Here is an 18,858-nt window from a genome sequence, read left to right on the forward strand (position 1 = left end):
TCAGTCCTCTTCGGGGGTGAGGTCGAGCATTCCCTGCGCACTCGTGGCCGGTACGGCGCTGCGCGATGCGCTCTCGATCTCCCGCCAGGAGGAGCCGAGGGCGTTGAAAAGCAGCGCGGTCTTGGTCCAGTTGCGCCGCTCGCAGATCGAGAAGAGCAGGTAAGAGAGTTCCTTGGCGGTGTCGAGATCGACCCTGAGCTTCGCGGCGGCCATGAGCTGCCCGGCTGCTTCGATGCCCTTGTCGTCGAGGCGCTTGGCCAGATGCATGACGACCTCCCAGACCGAGATCCGATCGTCAGCCTGAGGGTCATATCCATCCGGTAGCTCTTTCGGGCTGAGAAGCTGCACTTTGTTCGCGTGCGAACTTAGGACTCCAGACCGGCCAAGACCATCGACGGACGTATTCATGGCTTTGGATAAAGTCTCGGCACTTCCGTAAGTTCCGATATCGAAACCATAGGTCTCAAACCATTTAATACAGAAGCGTGTGTCAGAGTCGAAATCACCTTCCTGTTCAGATAGGACCTCAGCAAGAATCTGATTGATTAATATCAGGGAGGACCTTACGGACATCTTCGATCCGTCACTCTCAGTCACGCAATCGTATCGCGAGAATATTGCTATTCCAGGGCCGATCGACGCCTGAGCCAGATCAACGGGAGCGACGCTCCCTTGCCGCATCCTTCGGAGAGCATCGGGAAGCTCTTTCCTTAGAGCAACAATGAACCCACGACGATCTATAGAGATCGACTTTTCCTGCCTAGGGCGACACGCAAGCACGATCGATGAGGCGAGAGCATTTCTCCCGATATCCCTTAGGCCGCCTTCCTTCTCCGTGCGAATTGGCCAGGTTGAAATAACCATGAAACCAGCATCAACCAGCGCTTGGAGCATAGTCTCCCAGCCTGTGGATGCAGTTCCAGTTTCGTCGGTCTCAGATTGCTTGAACGCATAGAACAGGGTGAGTGGTGCCCGAGGATCCTGAACTTTGACTGACGCCTCAAAGAATTTACGTAGACCCTGCTCGAAAAACTGAGCCGCTTCCGCCCAACTGCCAGCGCGGGCTGGCTCGGCGATAAGTTCCTGCGACTTTGGAGTCGCGACTGTTCCATACAACCCAGGCATGAAACCCTTCAACGCGCGGCGATGCCATATGTAGAAGAAGTCTGACAGGTCGGCGTATGGAACATTGTCGTAGTACGGGGGGTCGGTGGCTATTACCAACCGATGATCAGACTTGATCTCAGTTGCATCTCGCTGCTGGACCAGAGAAGATCCATTTGCTGGGAGCCGCTCCAAAGCTTCCGCCAAATAGCCGAGCTGCCCTAACACGTTTCCCGTTGAATTCGAGAAAGGATTCGCCTCGGCATAAACCCATATCATAGGGAGCGCATTCCGAGCAAATACCTGCTCGATCTTATCTCCAGTCGGATTCCAGAAACTCTGACTTGAATTCCGATTTGCTACTCGCCCTACAAGAAGTGCAAGATATTTGCCCAGATCCTGAGCATATTCAGAGCTAGCGCCATCGGCAATGCACTTCTGCACAGCCTCCCGAACAAGATCGGCGAGTGTCGTTAACAACAGCATCTGACGGGCTGTATAAAGGTCCGCCTGATTAGTCAGGCCGTATCCTTGAACCCGGAATCCCAAAGCAGCTACCGGGAGGTCTGCATCGATGGGCTCCAAAGGAGCGGAAATAATGGCAGCCTCTTCGTGCGCCCTCGAAGGTGGCAAATAAATACGAGACCGTTTTCCTTCCGCCACAACCGAGATGAGAACCTTTCCCAGTCGCCCAGCCTTCCCTTCTGCTCGCACATACGGAAGGGGAATTACGCCTCTACAGGACAAGCAGACTGCACCACTGCGCGACACTGTCGCGGAGGTGGATGGGGTCGTCGTGCGTTCGATTGTGAAGCTGATTCCATCTCTCTCGATTATAGGAAGAACATGGACAGCCGCTGACCGCTTCCTTGACAGTGTGAAGCTGTTGACCAAAGGCGCTTCTAGATGGCATGCCGGATTTGGGCATCGCACCGTTCTCGCCCAAATCCAAGCAACGACATTGACCTCCGTACCGTCCTCCAGTTTGGCCTTGGGATACTGGTGGCCAATGCTCTTCTCTGCCTTGTCACGCATCCACTGCCCGTAATGGCGAACGTCCTCGACCAGACCCGCAGTGCTAGGCCACTCACCAAGCTTCGCCCTGGCAGCACCAGGAAAGACCGGAGGCTGCCCCGCCCACTTCGGCGGGATCTCGATCAGTGCCTTATTGATAAGCACCGGGACCGGGTTCAGATCCGAGGCGTGCGCCTCCAACCCAAGACGCTGAGCCTCCAGCGGAATCGACCCGCCCCCCGCGAACGGATCGAGGATCGGCGGCGGGTTTCCGTCGCAGGACTTCAAGATCTCGGCCTTGGCCTCCGCGTACAGCGCCTTGTCGTTGATGTTGTCCCAGTTGACCAGCCGCTCGATGATGTTGAACAGGCGCTTGCGCTCCAGCGCCTGGTCCTCCTCGGTCGGGAACTCCTCCGGACGCGACGACGGGTCGTCCACGAGCTGGGCGAAGAGCACCGCGCGGCAGGCGGCCAGCGGGCGGCGGGCCCACCACAGGTGCAGGGTGGAGGGGTGGCCGTGCCGGATCGACTTCTCCCGGGCCGACTGCTTGTTGATCTCCTCCAGCGGCAGCGCCACCTCGATCAGCTTGCGCCGGTAGCCCTCAGAACCCGTACCTGTACCTGTACCAGTGCTCATACCGGTGCTCCTCCTCGTGCCCATTCCTTGTTCCAGTCGCCACCGAGATCGGTGGCGACGAAGTCGCCGAAGTCCACGTCCCGGAACGGGTCGACGAGGTAGCGGACCTCGTCGTACGCCGGACCGTCCGGGTGCACGCTCACCAGCGCGAGCCGGAAGGACCGGCCGGAGTTCTTGCCGGTCAGCACCTCCGTCCGGGTGACGTGGAAGTCCTTCGCCCCGGCGATCCGGCCCTTGACCTCGATGAAGACCCAGTGGTCGTCCACCGTCCGGGAGCGGATGTCGTAGCCGGGGTTGTTGTGCGCCATCTCCTCGGGCAGCCGGCCGAGCCTGCGTTCCTCGTCCAGCACCCGGTCCACCGCGCGCCGTTCCACCTCGGCCGTCTGCCGCGCGTACGCCGTCGCCGGGTCGTCGCGGAGGCCGGCCAGCCGGTCCAGCAGGCCCTGCGGGACGACCAGCGCGCCACCGGCCACCTGCGGGGGCCGGACCTGGAGCAGCTCTCCCCGGTCGAGCTGCTCCATCCGGCGGCGGAGCCGGGCCTCCAGGTCCCTGGCCCGCCGGGCGGCGGTCTCCGGGCGGATCTTGAGCGTCTTACCGGTCTGCTCGGCGTCCAGCAGGTCGGCGTGCCGGGTGTCCCAGTAGTTGATCTCCTGGAGCAGCCGCTGCCGTACCAGACCTCGGGTGCGGGCGGTCTCCGCCGTCAGCCGCGCCCTGAGCTCGTCGACGAACGAGGCGAGACCGTTCCGCACGGCCCAGCCGACCGCGAGGTCCTCCACCCCGCTGGCCAGCCAGCTCTCCTCCAGCACCCCCGCGACCAGGTCCCGTTCCTCGGCCGAGGCGGGCGCGTAGTCGAGGTAGGGGGCGGCGCCGGCCGTCCGGGCGGTGGTGGGGCCGATCTCCACGAAGTCGAAGCGCTTGCTGACGATCCGGTCGTGGCCGTCGGCGACCTCCTGGGAGACGGCCGCCAGCAGGTGCGGCTCTTCGCCTGAGTCCCTGCGGTCGACCAGCAGCGCGCCCTGCCTGAGCTGGTTGCCGTACCGCTCGACGACCAGCGAGACCACCGCGTCGAGCAGCGGGTGACCGGGGGCGAGCAGGTCGGCGCGGGGGCGTCCGGCGGGTCTGACCAGCTCGCGGGCGAAGGTGACCCGCTCGTAGCGGCGCAGCACCGGGACGCCCACCCTGATCTGCCGGTCGTGCGCCAGCAGGTCACCGGGGACGTGGGTGATCTCGTACCGGCCGGACTCGCGCTCGGCGACGCGCCCGCCGAGCAGTTTGAAGGCGGCCAGGAAGAACGCCCTGACGTAGTGCGGCTGCAGCCGCCGGGCCTGGGCCTCCTCCATCCGCAGCCGCCACTTCGCGACGTCGGTCCCGCCGAGCCGCTGGTGGGCCAGCGCGCGCTCGGCCATCAGCCGGTCGAGGCCCTCGCCGACCGAGGCGTCGATGACCTGGTGGAGCCGGTCCCGGACCTCGGGCCTGTCCCCGTACTGGATGGCCTCCATCAGGAGCTTGCGCAGCGGCTCGTCCTGGAACGCCTCGCCGAGGACGTCGAAGACCTTGCCCTGGTAGGCGCGGCGCTGTTCCTCGATCTTCTCCAGCAGCCGGTAGAAGACGTCGCCCTCGCGGGTGCCGACGGCGACGAGGTTCCACAGGTGGCAGACCTCGGTCTGGCCGATCCGGTGGATCCGGCCGAAGCGCTGCTCGATCCGGTTGGGGTTCCACGGCAGGTCGTAGTTGACCATGAGGTGGGCCCGCTGCAGGTTCAGGCCCTCGCCCGCCGCGTCGGTGGCGACCAGGATGCGGCACTCCGGGTCCTGGGTGAACAGCTCCTTGATCCGGCGGCGCTGGTCGCGGGAGACGCCGCCGTGGATGGCGACCACCGCCTCCTCGCGGCCGATCAGTCCGCGGATCCGCTCGACCAGGTATTCGAGGGTGTCCTTGTGCTCGGTGAACACGATGAGCTTGCGGGGGGTGCCGTCGGTGTCGCGGATCAGGGTGTTGCCCTGCAGCAGCTCGGACAGCTCGGTCCACTTGCGGTCGGTGCCCGCGTTGCGCACCCGGCGGGCCAGCTCGACCAGGTCGACCAGGAGGCCGAGCTCCTTGTCGAGCTCGGCGATGGTCTGCGCGGTGGTCGCGGCGTCGACGACGTCGTCCTCCAGCTCCTCGACCTCGGTGCTGGACAGGTCGTCCAGGTCGGCGTCGAGGGTCTCGGGGGCCTTGCCCAGCAGGCCCGCGAGCCGGTCCTTGAGCCGGCCCTCCAGCGGGCTCGGGCCGGTGGCCAGCTCCTGGCGGAGTCGGCCGAGCCGCTTGTGGCGGCGCTCCAGGGAGCGCAGGATCGCCTCCGGGCTGGAGGCGAGACGGCGCTGCAGCACGGTGAGCGCGAAGCCGACGGTGTTGCCGCGTCGCCCCTCGCCCCGGGCGGCGAGCTGCTGGGCCCGGCCCATCTGCTCGCGGACGTAGTCGGTGACCACCCCGTACAGCTCGTCCTCGGCCTCTGACAGCTCGTACGGGACGGTGTAAGCGCGGCGCTCGGGGAAGAGCGGTGTGCCCTCGAAGGTGAGCAGGTCCTCCTTGACCATGCGGCGCATCAGGCCGTCGGTGTCGGCGGAGCTGAGTCCCTCGCGGTACTTGCCCTCGAAGCGATCGGAGTCGAGCAGGCCCATGAAGAGCTGGAAGTCGGCCTCACTGCCGGCGTGCGGGGTCGCGGTCATCAGCAGCAGGTGACGGGCGTGTCCGCCGAGCAACTCACCGAGCTGGTAACGCCGGGTCTTCTTCAGCTCGTCGCCGAAGTAGCGGGCGGACATCCGGTGGGCCTCGTCGACCACGACGAGGTCCCAGTCGCTCCGGGCGAGCTGGGCCTGCAGTTCCTCGCTGCGGGAGAGCTGGTCCATCCGGGCGATGAGCAGCGGGTGGCTCTCGAAGACGCTCCGGTCGAGCTGGGCGTCGATGAGCTGGCGGGTGAGCTGTTCGAACCGGAGGCCGAACTTCTCCAGCAGCTCCTCCTGCCACTGCTCGACCAGGCCACCGGGCGCGACGATCATGCATCGTTCCACATCGCCGCGGAGCATCAGCTCCTTGATATAGAGGCCGGCCATGATGGTCTTCCCGGCGCCGGGGTCGTCGGCGAGGACGAAGCGGAGCGGGGTGCGGTCGAGCAGTTCGCCGTAGACCGCCTGGATCTGGTGCGGCAGCGGCTCCAGGTCGCTGGTGGTCACCGCGAGCATCGGGTCGAACCGGGCGGCCATCCGGAGGCGGAGCGCCTCGGCGGCGAGCTTGAACAGCGCGCCGTCGCCGTCGAACCCGTAGGCGGCGGACGCCCGGCGCAGGGTGAGCCTGCTCTCGTGGTCGCGGTAGAGGAGTTGCTCGGCCACCTGGCCGTTGCCGGTCTTGTAGGTGAGGTTGATCGCGTTGGACCCGTACCACCTGACCGCGACGACGGTGATGTCGCCGTCCGGCGTCACCCCGCCGACGAGGGCGCCGGGGGTGAGCTTCTCCAGCCTGGCCCCCGTCATCGCGGGGTCCCGCGGACTGGACGGGGTAGACATCTCACAGTGCTTAAAGCCCTTTCGGTCTGTCCATAAATGAATAAGCAGTCAAAATATGCTTTCAGGGCGTTAGTCCGATTTAGTGGACTTTGGAGTAGCCACCGGCAGGCCAGGAGCACCCATTCCAGCCACGCTCGACATGAATCCACAAACCGGACACAATCGCCAAAGGTGTCCATGTCCCACAAACAGGACAGGCGGTTTTCCCAATTACCGCGGGCCGCACTAGAATTTCCCAAGCTCAAGTAAAACGTACACACAAAACAGCAAACTACGCAAGAAAAGTTGTGTACTTAGCTCACTGATTTTTTGCTGCGCACCCTACGAGTCGCCCTGACCCGCCCCTTCACATGGAGAGGCGCGCAAGCCCGTCCCGGACCTTGACCGTGTCGGGGTGCTCCGGCCCGTACAGCCGGACGAGATCCTCCAGCAGGCCGAACAGGGTGTGCCGGGCCCGATCGGTGTCACCCGCGCCGAGTTCGAGGAGCCCGATCTGCCGCCTCAGCTCCAACGGCCGGGGATCATGTCTGCCATAGACGGCCTGCTCCTGGACCAGCAGGCTCCTCAACATCTCCAGAGCCTGCCCGGTCTCCCCCATAAGCGCCTGGCAGGTCGCCTCCTGGCGGCGGCAGTGCAGCACTCCCTCGTCGTGCGGACCGTGCTTGCGCGTCAGGTCAACACGTAGCTCCCCGAAGACCGGGGCCGCCCGGCGGTAGTCACCGCCCTCGAAGAGCACATCCCCCAGACGCAGACGCGCGGCGAGCACCTCCTCATCGAGAGGACCGGCCATCCGGCTGGCGGGGGCGACGACCGCGTCGAGCACCTCGACCGCCTGGCCGTAGCGGGATGCCTTCGCCAGTTCCTCGGCCTCGCTCCGGGCCTGGGCCAGGTTCTCCCTGCTGAAGTTCCCGGGGTCGGCCTGCCGGGACGGCTCCGGCGTAACGGCTTCCGGCCGGGTGTTCCCGGGGTCGGTGATGCGGCCGACCACCTCCGCGTACATCCGCACCGGGCTGGGACCGGGGCTCGTCACCCCCGGCAGCGGCCCCACCTCGTCCACGAAGGACAGCAGAGCGGTGTGCAGCAGCTTCGCCCGGGCCGGTCGATCCTCCGCACGCTTGGCCAGCAGCCGCAGCACGAGCCGGTCCAGCTCGGCCGGCACGTCGGAACGCTGCTCCCGCACCGAGGGCGCGGCCTCATGCACCTGCCGCTCGAGGATGCGGTACTCCGAGTTCCCGTCGAACACCCGCTCCCCGGTGAGCATCTCGTGCAGGATGAGGCCGAGGGAGTAGAGGTCGCTCTGCGGGGTGACCACCGCGCCCCGGACCTGCTCCGGCGACATGTAGAGCGGCGTGCCCAGGATGGTGCCGGTCCTGGTGAGCCTGGACAGCTCGGGATCGTGGAACATGGCCAGGCCGAAGTCCAGCACCTTGACGGTGCCGTCCGGACAGACCATCAGGTTCGACGGCTTGAGGTCACGGTGGAAGACGCCCCGCTCATGCGCGGCGCACAGCACAGCGGCGACCTGCGCGGCGATCCCCGCAGCCCAGCCGACGGGGAGCACGCCGTGCTCCCCCAGGATGTGGTCCACCGTGGCGCCCTCGACGAACTGCATCACCATGAACGGTCGAGGCCCGACTTTCGGGTCCTCGAAGACTCCGACGTCATGGATCGGCGGCGTGCCCGGATGCTCCAGCTTGGCCATGATCCGCGCCTCGTGGAGGAAGCGCTTCGCCAGTTCCTCGTCGGGCTTGCCGTAGGGGAAGCGGAGCAGCTTGACGGCGACCCTGCGGTCGAGCTTCTGGTCGTAGGCTCCGTAAACCTCGCCCATCCCACCCTGTCCCAGCGGGAGGGCATCCAGCTCGTAGCGACCGTCAATGATCACCCGATCCGCCTCCACCGGCCCACCCGAAGAGCTCTGTTATGCGGCAAAACTACACCGCTTTACCGCCCAGACCGCAGGGGTCCGGTCACCGGGTCCTCTTATGGCCAAAAGGGTCGTCGAAACAGCCGTCATTTACGATGAACAACCTCAAAAGTATGCTGCTCGGGCTGAACATTCCCGCCTGCCGCTCTCCAGAGGTCTTTCACATTCGGGAGTTACGGGATGGCCGAGTCCGTGACGGTCACCGCGGCCAGGCCAACGATCGGCGCGCTATTCGAGTGGGTGTGCGGCCAGCACCTTCGCCAGGCGGTCCTCGAAGGTGCTGCCCTCCACCCTCGCCTTCTCCGGTCCGACGTACTGCCGCCAGCGGGAGGGGTGGCGCGGGGTGCCCGCCACCATCCAGGTCCGGCGGACTCCGGCGTCCTTCAGGTGCCCGCGCAGCCAGGAGACCTGCTCCCGCAGCACGACGCCGGTCCGGCCGGTGACCCGGTTCGATCCCCAGGCGAACAGGATCTCGTCGGCGGTGAGGACCGCCTCGGCGAGCAGTGCCCGAGACCGGGCCACCTCGGACTCCTCGATCACAGTGGCGCCGAGCTGTCCCTGGTCCTTGGTAGGGACGTCCAGCAGGTTCGCCAGCCGGATCCGCTCGCAGCCCACCAGGGGGAGCGCACAGCCGAGATTGCGGAACGAGATGGTCTCGGGGGCTGGCCGGAGCGCGGGATTCAGCAGGATCGCGCAGAGCGTCCGGGAGTCTTGGCTCACCTCGTCCTCTCCTGGTCTACCGGAATCCCGGAGACTGTACCGGGGTTGCTCGAACCCTGGTTTCCGCGGCTTGTAGCGTGCTTCCATGACGGAGCTTGAGGAACTGGCCGACAGGTTGCGGCGGTTCGCGCACGAGCGGGAGTGGGAGCAGTTCCACACCCCGAAGAACCTGGCCATGGCCCTGGCCGGAGAGGTCGGGGAACTCCTCGCGGAGCTGCAGTGGCTCACTCCCGAGGAGTCCGCGCGGGCCATGGATGACCCGGAGGCCGCCGGACGGCTGCGCTCCGAACTCGCCGACGTCATGGTCTACCTGACCCGGCTCGCCGATGTGCTGAACGTCGATCTCGTCGAAGCCGCCCACGCCAAGCTCGACCAGAGCGAGAAGCGCTACAGCGTGGAGGCCTACCGGGGGTCGGCCAGGAAGGCGCCGCCACTCGTCTGATTTTGTCGGATGATCGCGGTAATGTGCCGGGCGTAGTGATGCGGCCCGACGGGCTTCCGCCGATCGCCTGATCGCGGACACGCTCCCATACCGCACGAGTCTCTCGTGCTGCCTGGGGGTAGGTCCGTGACGGCATTTCGGCACTCCGCCGAAAGTCTGGCCAAGCTGGCGACCGACGGTTCGGTCCCCGAAAAACGGCTCAGCGAGACCATCGCCGAACATCTCAGAAGAACGGTGCGCGTCAATCCCTCCGAAGCCGAGCGCAGGTCCTGGGATCGCAGCCTGCCCATCCTCGCCCGCGACCTGGTCGACGCCGGGCTGGGCGACGTCGAGATGCTGATCGAGTACCAGCTCCCGCTGACCAGCAAGCGGGCCGATGTCGTGCTCGCGGGAGTGGACCGCCGCACCGGCGGCGACGCCTACCTGGTGGTGGAGCTGAAGCAGTGGAGCCGGGCCGAGCTCTTCGAGGAGGATCCGGACCTCGTGCTGGCCGAGGGCACTCCGGGCGGCCCCAAGCTGCATCCCGCGCTCCAGGTGCGGGGCTACTGCGACTACCTCGCCGACTTCATCGGCGCCCTGGAGGGCAGGGACGACGCGCTCAGGGGCGTGGCCTACCTGCACAACGCGGCCGACCTCGACATCCAGGATCTCTACACGCGGGAGCAGGACGAGCGGAGCCGCCTGTTCACCAAGACCCGGCGGGGCGCCTTCCTCACCTACCTGAGTGACCAGTTCGCTCCCGAGTCCGGCGCGGACGCGGCCGACCGGCTGCTCACCAGTGCGGTGCGTCCCTCGAAGCAGCTGCTCAAGCTGGCCGCCCGGGAGATCAAGGACAGAGAGCAGTTCGTGCTGCTGGCGGAGCAGCGGCTCGCGTACGAGATCGTGCTGAACGCCGTGGACCGGGCTCGCCGGGCGGACTCGAAGGAGGTCGTCATCGTCACCGGCGGCCCGGGAAGCGGCAAGAGTGTCATCGCGCTCTCCCTGCTGGGTGAGCTGTCGAGGCAGGGCCGAGCCGTTCTGCACGCCACCGGGTCGCGGTCGTTCACCGAGACGCTGCGCAAGGTTCCGGGCAAGGGCTCCTCGAAGGTGAAGAGCCTCTTCAAGTACTTCAACAGCTTCATGACCGCCGAGCAGAACGGCCTTGAGGTTCTGATCTGCGACGAGTCCCACCGTCTCCGCGAGACCTCGCAGAACCGCTACACGCCCGCGCGGCTGCGCAGCGACCGCCGTCAGGTCGACGAGCTGATCGACGCCGCCCGCGTTCCCGTCTTTCTGCTGGACGAGCACCAGGTCGTGCGGCCCGGCGAGATGGGCACCACCGCCGAGATCAGAGAGCACGCCGAGGCCCGGGGGCTCCGCGTTCACGAGATCTCGCTCGACGAGCAGTTCCGCTGCGGAGGCAGCCGCGCCTACGAGGAGTGGGTGCTGCACCTCCTCGGCCTGCGGGGCGACCGCCCCGTTCCGTGGTCGGGAGACGACCACTTCGCGGTGTCTCCGGCGGAGTCACCGCAGGAGCTTGAGACCCTGCTGCGTTCGAAACTGGACAAGGGCTACTCGGCGCGGATGACCGCCGGCTTCTGCTGGCCGTGGAGCAAGCCCCAGAGCAACGACACGCTCGTTCACGACGTCCAAATCGGCGACTGGTCCCGTCCGTGGAATGTCAAAGATGACAGGGCCGTGGGCAGCGCGCCCGCGAGCGCACTGTGGGCGACCCTGGACGGAGGGTTCGAACAGGTCGGCTGTGTCTACACCGCCCAGGGATTCGAGTACGACTGGAACGGTGTGATCATCGGACCCGATCTCGTCGTCCGGGACGGCAGGCTCCACACGAGGAGAGCGTTCAGCAAGGACCCCTCGCTCACCCGGGGAACCACCGACGAGCAGGCGGATCGACTGATCCGTAACACCTACAAGGTGCTCCTGACCCGAGGGATGATAGGCACGTTCGTCTACTCCACGGACCCGGAAACCCAGGAGTTCCTCTCCCGCCTCACCTCCTGATGGCTATGTCCTAGACGTCCGGTTCAACCCAGGCTCTCGACGTGCGTCTGGAGTACTGGGGTTCCGGCGGAGGGTTTCCAAAAAACCGTGGTCGATCGTCTCGATGCCGGGTACATTCGCGGAGTCGCGAAAGCGAGCACGGGCTTACCCGGGGCTTCCCGCCCCCGAGGGCGCGGTCTTCGGACCGCGCCCTCTTTGCTTTCCCCGCGCGCCGAGTTCACCGCGCTCTCCTGCCGGATCCGCGAGGTGAGGGGCGACGAACTCGTCGCCGTCGAACACGGCGGCCAGGCCGCGCTCGTGCTCGTAGAACGAACCGACCCGTCTCTTGGTCCAGCGACCAGGGCGGTCGTCCTGGCTGCTTGAACCTGCCCGCCCCGGGGTGCGGCAACACACGCGCTCCGGGGTATCTGCCGCGACTTGAGCGCGATCCAATCAGATACGAACGAAATACATCAATTAGTGATGATACGCATATATATGACAGTCACAAGACTTAGTCTTGTGCATCATGTTCACACTATGATTCACTGGCGTCGCACGATCGCCCCCACCCCCTGGAAAAGCGAGGTCCCGCCATGCACGGAAACCCGCAACCCCCGCAGCACGGCCACCCCCAACCCCCTCCACAGGTGGTGATCGTGCAGCGGAAGCGAGGCGGCTGCCTGCGCGCGATCCTCATCGGCGCCGTCGTGTTGATCGGCCTGGTGGTGATCGGCGTCCTCCTCAGCGGAGGCGACAAGGACAGCGGGAACTCAGCGAGCTCGGACGACACCGCGGCCACCGACACCTCCGCCCCCGCGAAGAAGACCGAACCCAAGTCGGCGGGAATCGGCGACACCGTCAGGGACGGCAAGTTCGCCTTCAGGATCACCAAGATCGAGAAGGGCGTCGCGCGGGTCGGCGACGAGTACGTCGGATCCGATGCCCAGGGGCAGTACATCCTGGTGCACGTCACCGTGAAGAACATCGGCGACGAGTCCCAGCTGTTCAGCGACTCCTCGCAGAAGCTCATCGACACCAAGGGCAGGCAGTACGACCCCGACTCCGGAGCCGCCGCCCTCGGGCTGAAGAATTCCAACGCCTTCCTCAACACCATCAACCCCGGCAACGCGGTCAACGGGATCCTGCTCTTCGATGTCCCGAAGAACTTCAGGATCAAGGCGATCGAACTACACGACTCCCCCTTCTCCGGCGGTGTCACCGTCGCCCTGAACAACTGACCACACACCCCGTTTCGGATCGAACCAGAGGAGGCCGCTCGGCGGTTCAGGCGCGAGGCCCGGATCATCGGCGTCCGTACCGCGCGGAGCCGCGGGGTCATCTCATTACGGGAACGATCCATTCCTTCACCACCCGGCGACCACTAAAGTCTCGTCCACTCGGAATCGTCCCTCCGAGGAGAAGCCTTGCTCGCGCCCGACCGCTGACGTCGCTCGTATTCCCAGGCGCCCATCACCTCGACTCAGACCCCCACGACTCGAAGGAGAAGGGAACCGCGTGAGTGCGCAGCAGTCCCGGGCCCGCGATCCGCAACTGGTCGACTCCAGCACGCGCCTGGTGGAGTTTCTCCGCGACCTCGCATCGGCCCGCCGGGCCCCGATCCGGGACCTCCGCCAACACAGTCAGGTGCTCTGGCTGGCAGACCTGCCGAACGAGGTCAAACCGGATCGCGAGGCCGGGCTGGGCGAGGTCTTCCTCTCCGTCGATCCCGTCCGGAGCGCACCACACCCGGCTCCCCCGGACAGGCTCGACGGCTGGCTGCGCCACGATGAGCTCATCGACGCCGAACTGGACGCTCCGGAGCTGTCCGAGACCGGTCCGCGCCGCATCGAGGAAACGGACGAGAACGGGCAGACGACGTCCCGCCGGGAGACCCGGCAGGACCGGCCCGAGGTGGTCAGGGCCTATGGCGACTGGCTGCCTTCCTGGCAGGCCTGGGCGGAGGCGGAACGGGAGCGGCAACGGCAGCAGCGCTGGTACCGCGACCTCTACTCGATCTCCAACCAACTGGACCAGGTCGAGGACCAGCTGGAACTGGTGCTGGCGACCGGCCTGCTCTCCTGGGAGGTGCCCGGCGGCCCGCGCGTCCGTAACCATCTGCTCGCCACCCGCCTCCATCTCCGGGTCGACCGGCACTCCCAGCGGGTGGACGTCCTGCTGGGCGAGACGGCGACCGTACTCCAGGACCGTGAGCTGCTGGCCGATCTGGAGCGGTTCGCCCCGCAGCGGACCGACCACCTCCGCCGGCGTGTCCGGGAGGGCGAAGGCGTCGGCCTGCGGGATTCGATGGCAGAGATCCTGGAGTCCTGGTGTGACCGGGGCCTGGACACCAACCCCGGGCCCCGATATCGGCACGACTGGTCTCCGGGCGACATGTCCGCCAGAGGCGCCGAGGTACGGCCGGCGCCCGCGCTCGTGCTCCGGAAACGGGACCACGGTTCTCTGATCTCCTACTACGACCAGATGATCTCCACGCTGACCGGACCGGCACCCCAGACGCCCCTCGGGCTGGCACAACTGGTCAGCCCTCTCGAACCGGCGGAGCGGATGGCCTTCATGCGGGACGGGGGGATCGCCTCAGCGGACACTCTCGGCCAGGATCCGCTCTTCCCACTGCCCGCCAACCCCGAGCAACGCACGATCATGACGCGGCTGCGCTCGGACAACGGCGTCGTCGTCCAGGGTCCACCGGGGACCGGGAAGACCCACAGCATCGCCAATCTGCTGTCGGCGCTGCTCGCCCAGGGGCAGCGGGTGCTGGTCACCAGCCAGAAGGCGCAGGCGCTGCGCGTCCTGCGGGACAAACTCCCTCCGGAGATCGCCGCGCTCTGCGTCTCCATGACCGACATCGGCCGTGGCGGCTCCGCGGAACTCGAAGGCGGCGTCAAGGCGCTGTCGAGCCGTTTCTCCTCCTTCGACCCGGCCCGGCAGGCCAGGGCCATCACCGAGAAGCGGCACCAACTCGACTCCGCCCGTCGTGCGACCGTCGAACTGACCGAGAAGATCCGGGCGCTGCGCGAGTCCGAGACCTACCAGCATGCCGAGATCGCGGCCGGCTACTCCGGCACTCTCGCCTCCGTGATCCGGCGCCTGCGGCAGGAGGAACCGGAGTGCTGCTGGATCCCGACCCCTCTTCCCGCCTCGGCACGCCCCGTACCGCCGATCTCGACCGGTGAAGCCGCGGAACTCATCACCCTGCTCGCCGGAGAGACCCCCAGGCGCAGGGCGAGGCTCTCCCAGCGCCTCCCCGACGTGGCCGCACTGCCCGGCACTGAGACGCTCAAGGCCCTGATCGCGGCGGAGAGCAGCGCGCACAGTATGGCCCGGCACGCCCAGACGGGCATCTCCGCGCGCCTTGAACACCTCGGTCTCGATCTGCTCTCCCGGCTTGAGGCGGTGGCAACCGATGTCACCCTCCGCCTGCGACAGCTCGGCATGCCCGAGGAACCGTCGGCCTGGGATCCAGCCGACTGGACGGTCCGTGCGCTGAACGATGGATTCGGCGGCCGCGAGACCGCCGTGTGGGACCAGCTGGCGGCGCACACCCACCGTCTTGACGCGGCCCGGGACGCGATCAGCCGCATCGGCTTCCGCGAAATCCGGTACCCGTCGCTGGACGCGCCGGGCGCGGCGGGTTCGTACCTCCAGTCCGTTCAGGCATTGCGCGACTACCTCGCCGCGGGCAACCACCTCAAACGCGGCCTGTTCAAGCCCGCTGTGCAGAAGCAGGCCGAGCCGTGGCTGGCAGGCACATCGGTCGACGGAATCACACCGTCCAACGCGGAACTGCTCTCACTGGTCATCGCCGAATTCGAAGGCCGGGCCGCCGTCGGAGAACTCCTGCGCGGCTGGCGGCTGGTCGGAGTGGAGTTCCCGCGAGACCAGCCCCTGCAGCGTACGGTCGCACAGCTCGCCGATGCCTTCGACCGGCTCGATCGGGTGCGTCAGATCGTGTCGGCGGTGACGGAGACGGCCCGGCTGCTCGCCTCGACCGGCGCGTACGTCGCCCTCGGCACTCCCGCGCAGTGGACGTCGTACGTGGCGGCTCTGCACGCCGTGCGGCTCCAGGTCGAAGCCGAACGGGCCACCTCGGAACTCCAGGCCCTGTACGAGAGGATCCAGCGGGAATCCCAGCTCGGCCCTCCGCCCCCGGAGCTGCTGGAGGCCGGACACGCGGTGAAATCACGTGATGACATCACCTATCAGCTCTGTCTCGGCGTGCTTGCCGACGCGCACCGCGAGCAGGCCGAACAACGACGCTGCGACGAACTCTCCGGCCGGGTCCGCGACGCGCACCCGGCACTGCTCGGCCTGCTCGCCGAAGCTGGAACCTGGCAACCGCACTTCTCCACCTGGGGCCGCGCCTGGGCATGGGCCAAGGCACGGACGTTCTTCACCGAGCAGCGCCAGCCGGGCCTCGAACAGCAACTGGAGTCCGACCTCGAAGCCGCGACCGCCCGGGAGATGCGCCTGACCGCGGAACTCGCCGCCGAACAGGCCTGGCAGGCGGCGCTGAGCCGGATGAACTCCCGCCAGACGACGGCGCTGCGGGCCTACCAGGATCACATCGGCAAACTGGGCAAGGGCACCGGACGGTACGCCGACAGGTTCCAGTCCCGCGCACGCGAGGCCATGCACGACGCGCGCGACGCCGTCCCCGCCTGGATCATGCCCATCCAGCAGGTGCTGGAGACGATCCCGCCGACCCGCGACTCCTTTGACGTCATCATCGTCGACGAGGCCAGCCAGGCCGGTATCGAGGCACTCTTCCTGCTCTGGCTCGCACCTCGGGTCATCGTCGTCGGCGATGACAAGCAGTGTGCACCCTCGACCGTGACCCACGGCGAGCTGGAGCCGATCTTCGCGAAGCTGGCGACCTATCTCCCGGACATGCCCGCCTACCTCCGGGACGCGTTCACCCCCAAGTCCAGCCTCTTCGACCTGCTGGCGACGAGATTCGGCACGGTTCTGCGGCTCAAGGAGCACTTCCGCTGCATGCCGGAGATCATCGACTTCTCCTCCCGGCAGTTCTACGCGGACGAGCCGCTGGTACCGCTCCGGCAGTTCGGCGCCGATCGGCTGCCGCCGCTACGGGTGGTGCGCGTCACCGGCGCGCTGAGCGAGGGAACGGCGACCCGGCTCCGTAACGTCGCGGAGGCCGAGGCGATCGTGGATCGGATTCTCACCTGCGCGGAGGATCCGGCGTACCACGACAAAACCTTCGGCGTCGTGGTCCTGCAGGGCACCTGGCAGACCCAGCTGATCCACAACATGCTGCTCGATCGGCTGGACACCAAGGAGTGGGAGCGCCGGCGCCTGCGGGTCGGCACACCCCCCGACTTCCAGGGCGACGAACGTGACGTGATGTTCCTGTCCATGGTGATCGCCGAGAGGCGTTCGGCGGTGACGAGCACCGAGTGGCAGCGCAGGTTCAACGTGGCCGCCTCCCGAGCCAAGGACCAGATGTGGCTCTTCCACTCCGTCAGCCTCGACCTGCTCTCCCCGATGTGCCTGCGCCGATCGCTCCTCGGCTACATGCTGAACCCGCCGACGACACCGCTCAGCAGCTCGTTGAGCGATGTGACCCCCGACAGCCGTCATCCGGAGTTCGACTCGCTCTTCGAGCAGCGGGTGTTCCTCCATATCCAGGAGCGCGGGTACAACGTCGTTCCCCAGGTGGAGGTCAACGGCCGCCGGATCGACCTCGTGGTGAGCGGGGCCGAGGGGCGACTCGCGGTCGAATGCGACGGCGACTTCTGGCACGGCACGCCCGAACAACGCGAGGCGGACCTCGATCGGGAGCGCGAGCTCAAGCGCGCGGGGTGGCGGTTCTGGCGCATCCGCGAGAGCGAGTTCTACTTCGATCCGGCGACGGCCATGGAGTCACTCTGGGCCGAACTCGACCGCCGAGGCATCTCACCGGGCACGACCGTCGACGAGGGGAACGGCTCGTCACTGTCCTGGAGCGCTCTGGCCCTGTCGGAGAAAATCGGCTGGGACGGGCTTGAAGACGGAGACTTCAACGAGATGGACGAATCACCGATCAGGACGGTGACGGCGGCCCGTCTCGGTGGCCTCTCCTCAACCGGGGTGCCCACCGCGCAGATACGCACCTGGGCTCGCAACCAGGGGTACTCCATCGGCGACCGTGGCCGCCTTCCCGCAGAGGTGATCGAGGCATACCGGCAGTCGATGAATCCGGAACGGGCTTTCCCCGTTTCAGAACATGACTGACATTGAACGCATCTCGAGACGCACCCTGGTCCAGGGCCCCGGCGGTCCCGGGTTCTGATGCGGTATGGCGACGTTGAGCGTTTGGCCAGGTGAAAGACGGAAGAGCACGACTTCTGCTGATCTTTCAGGTCTCAAATCCGAAGATCGCCGCAGGAGCCGCGCCCGTGTCCCCATCTTCCCTGACCAGCTCTCCTCCCACCGCTACTCTTGACCAGCTCACCGACCTGGCGTTGCGCGAAGCCGAGCTGACGGCTGATCCGGTCGTGGTGGAAAACTTGGCGGACGGCCGAAATCTCCCCTACGAAGGCGCACAATCCGCGCCCGCACTCCCGTTTGAGCAACGCGCACAACTCTCACGAAACTCACTTTAAGTGACGATATATTCACAAAACGCTTATCACCTACGTCGATGAGAGTCTCCGTCGCCGCCCCGACGACTGCAGCGTTTACGCGATGGCGGCGGTCATCGTGGACAGGGAATGAGCAGGAAGAACGGTTCGTCGGCGGTGGTGCCGTCGTTGACGACAGGCCGTAGCACGGCGGCGCGCCCGCACCACGCGCGAGATGGCAGGGCCCGGATACCGCGGTATCCGGGCCCTGCCGCGTCACCGGCGCGGCGCCTGCCACCGGGTGTCGAGCCGGCCGTGCCGCATGCGGCCTACCAAGCGGACCTGCAGCGTCTCCGGCGCGTTGTCGCCCGCGTCCCTGCTGATCGCCAGCCGGCTGTGCCGTACCGACAGCTCGTTGGCGTCCACCACCATGCCCGGCGCGAGGACCAACTCCACGTTGCCGCCGCTCACCCGCAGCTCGATGACCAGCTCGGGCGCGCTGCGCACCGCGCTGGTCAGGTCCAGCGTCACGTCACACCACGCGGTGCGCAGCGCGAGCCGGTGCGGCAGCGTCCACCGGCCGTCACGGCGCACCGAGCCGTGCCGCTCCTTGATGGTGAGCAGTTCGGCGGCCGGCTCGGCCGGCGTCCCGGCGAACGGCAGCGTGAGTGCGCCGTCACTGCCTGGAACCGCGACCAGATCGGCGCTGAGCGGGGCCAGCGCGTCGACGGTGCGGGCGGCCAGCGCCGCGTCCAGCCGCTCGTCGAACTCGACCGGGTCGAGCCGGCCGTCGGCGGCGGCGGCGCGCAGCAGTTCGATGACCCGGTCGCGGTCCGCGTCGGACGCGCGCAGGGCGGGTAAGTTGGACTTCTCAAGACCCTGCGCGTGGATCTCCTGTGTCGTCATCGGGGT

At 66.8% G+C, this 18,858-nt stretch carries 10 protein-coding genes; 5 read left to right on the forward strand and 5 right to left on the reverse strand.

The features are described from left to right. From ACQP0P_RS38095 to ACQP0P_RS38110, 4 genes are all read right to left on the reverse strand, one after another. On the reverse strand, positions 1-2,754 hold the full coding sequence (locus ACQP0P_RS38095; RefSeq protein WP_433365041.1) for a DUF1156 domain-containing protein: 2,754 nt from the start codon (positions 2,752-2,754) through the stop codon (positions 1-3). Beyond that, the gene (locus ACQP0P_RS38100) at positions 2,751-6,296 is read right to left on the reverse strand and encodes a helicase-related protein (protein ID WP_433365044.1); all 3,546 of its coding nucleotides are present in this window, start codon (positions 6,294-6,296) and stop codon (positions 2,751-2,753) included. The genes ACQP0P_RS38095 and ACQP0P_RS38100 overlap by 4 nt, the downstream gene beginning before the upstream one ends. 346 nt (positions 6,297-6,642) lie before the next feature. After that, positions 6,643-8,178, reverse strand: a complete 1,536-nt coding sequence (locus tag ACQP0P_RS38105) for a protein kinase domain-containing protein (protein WP_433365047.1) — start codon at positions 8,176-8,178, stop codon at positions 6,643-6,645. A gap of 270 nt (positions 8,179-8,448) precedes the next feature. Further along, positions 8,449-8,940: a hypothetical protein gene (locus ACQP0P_RS38110; protein WP_433365050.1), complete on the reverse strand. Its 492-nt coding sequence runs from the start codon at positions 8,938-8,940 to the stop codon at positions 8,449-8,451. An 85-nt stretch (positions 8,941-9,025) separates the two neighbouring features. Between ACQP0P_RS38110 and ACQP0P_RS38115 the strand changes: the two genes are divergently transcribed. The 5 genes from ACQP0P_RS38115 to ACQP0P_RS38135 all read left to right on the forward strand — a co-directional run bounded on the left by ACQP0P_RS38115 (position 9,026) and on the right by ACQP0P_RS38135 (position 17,617). Continuing rightward, on the forward strand, positions 9,026-9,382 hold the full coding sequence (locus ACQP0P_RS38115; RefSeq protein WP_433365053.1) for a nucleotide pyrophosphohydrolase: 357 nt from the start codon (positions 9,026-9,028) through the stop codon (positions 9,380-9,382). A 126-nt stretch (positions 9,383-9,508) separates the two neighbouring features. After that, on the forward strand, positions 9,509-11,383 hold the full coding sequence (locus ACQP0P_RS38120) for a DNA/RNA helicase domain-containing protein (RefSeq protein WP_433365056.1): 1,875 nt from the start codon (positions 9,509-9,511) through the stop codon (positions 11,381-11,383). 195 nt (positions 11,384-11,578) lie between these two features. Then, positions 11,579-11,746: a hypothetical protein gene (locus ACQP0P_RS38125; protein WP_433365059.1), complete on the forward strand. Its 168-nt coding sequence runs from the start codon at positions 11,579-11,581 to the stop codon at positions 11,744-11,746. A gap of 275 nt (positions 11,747-12,021) precedes the next feature. Next, positions 12,022-12,603, forward strand: a complete 582-nt coding sequence (locus tag ACQP0P_RS38130; protein ID WP_433365061.1) for a DUF4352 domain-containing protein — start codon at positions 12,022-12,024, stop codon at positions 12,601-12,603. A 277-nt stretch (positions 12,604-12,880) separates the two neighbouring features. Further along, the gene (locus tag ACQP0P_RS38135) at positions 12,881-17,617 is read left to right on the forward strand and encodes an AAA domain-containing protein (RefSeq protein ID WP_433365064.1); all 4,737 of its coding nucleotides are present in this window, start codon (positions 12,881-12,883) and stop codon (positions 17,615-17,617) included. Positions 17,618-18,222: 605 nt separating this feature from the next. Here the strand turns inward: ACQP0P_RS38135 and ACQP0P_RS38140 are convergent. Continuing rightward, on the reverse strand, positions 18,223-18,852 hold the full coding sequence (locus ACQP0P_RS38140; protein WP_433365067.1) for a DUF1707 SHOCT-like domain-containing protein: 630 nt from the start codon (positions 18,850-18,852) through the stop codon (positions 18,223-18,225). Positions 18,853-18,858 lie beyond the last annotated feature (6 nt).

Origin of the sequence: Streptosporangium sp. CA-115845 (genome assembly GCF_050943795.1) — a bacterium.
Lineage (GTDB): Bacteria > Actinomycetota > Actinomycetes > Streptosporangiales > Streptosporangiaceae > Streptosporangium.

Coding starts and splice junctions, on each gene's coding strand:
- ACQP0P_RS38115 (WP_433365053.1), top strand. CDS start 9,026: ATGACGGAGCTTGAGGAACTGGCCGACAGGTTGCGGCGGTTCGCGCAC.
- ACQP0P_RS38100 (WP_433365044.1), bottom strand. CDS start 6,296: ATGTCTACCCCGTCCAGTCCGCGGGACCCCGCGATGACGGGGGCCAGG.
- ACQP0P_RS38140 (WP_433365067.1), bottom strand. CDS start 18,852: ATGACGACACAGGAGATCCACGCGCAGGGTCTTGAGAAGTCCAACTTA.
- ACQP0P_RS38095 (WP_433365041.1), bottom strand. CDS start 2,754: ATGAGCACTGGTACAGGTACAGGTACGGGTTCTGAGGGCTACCGGCGC.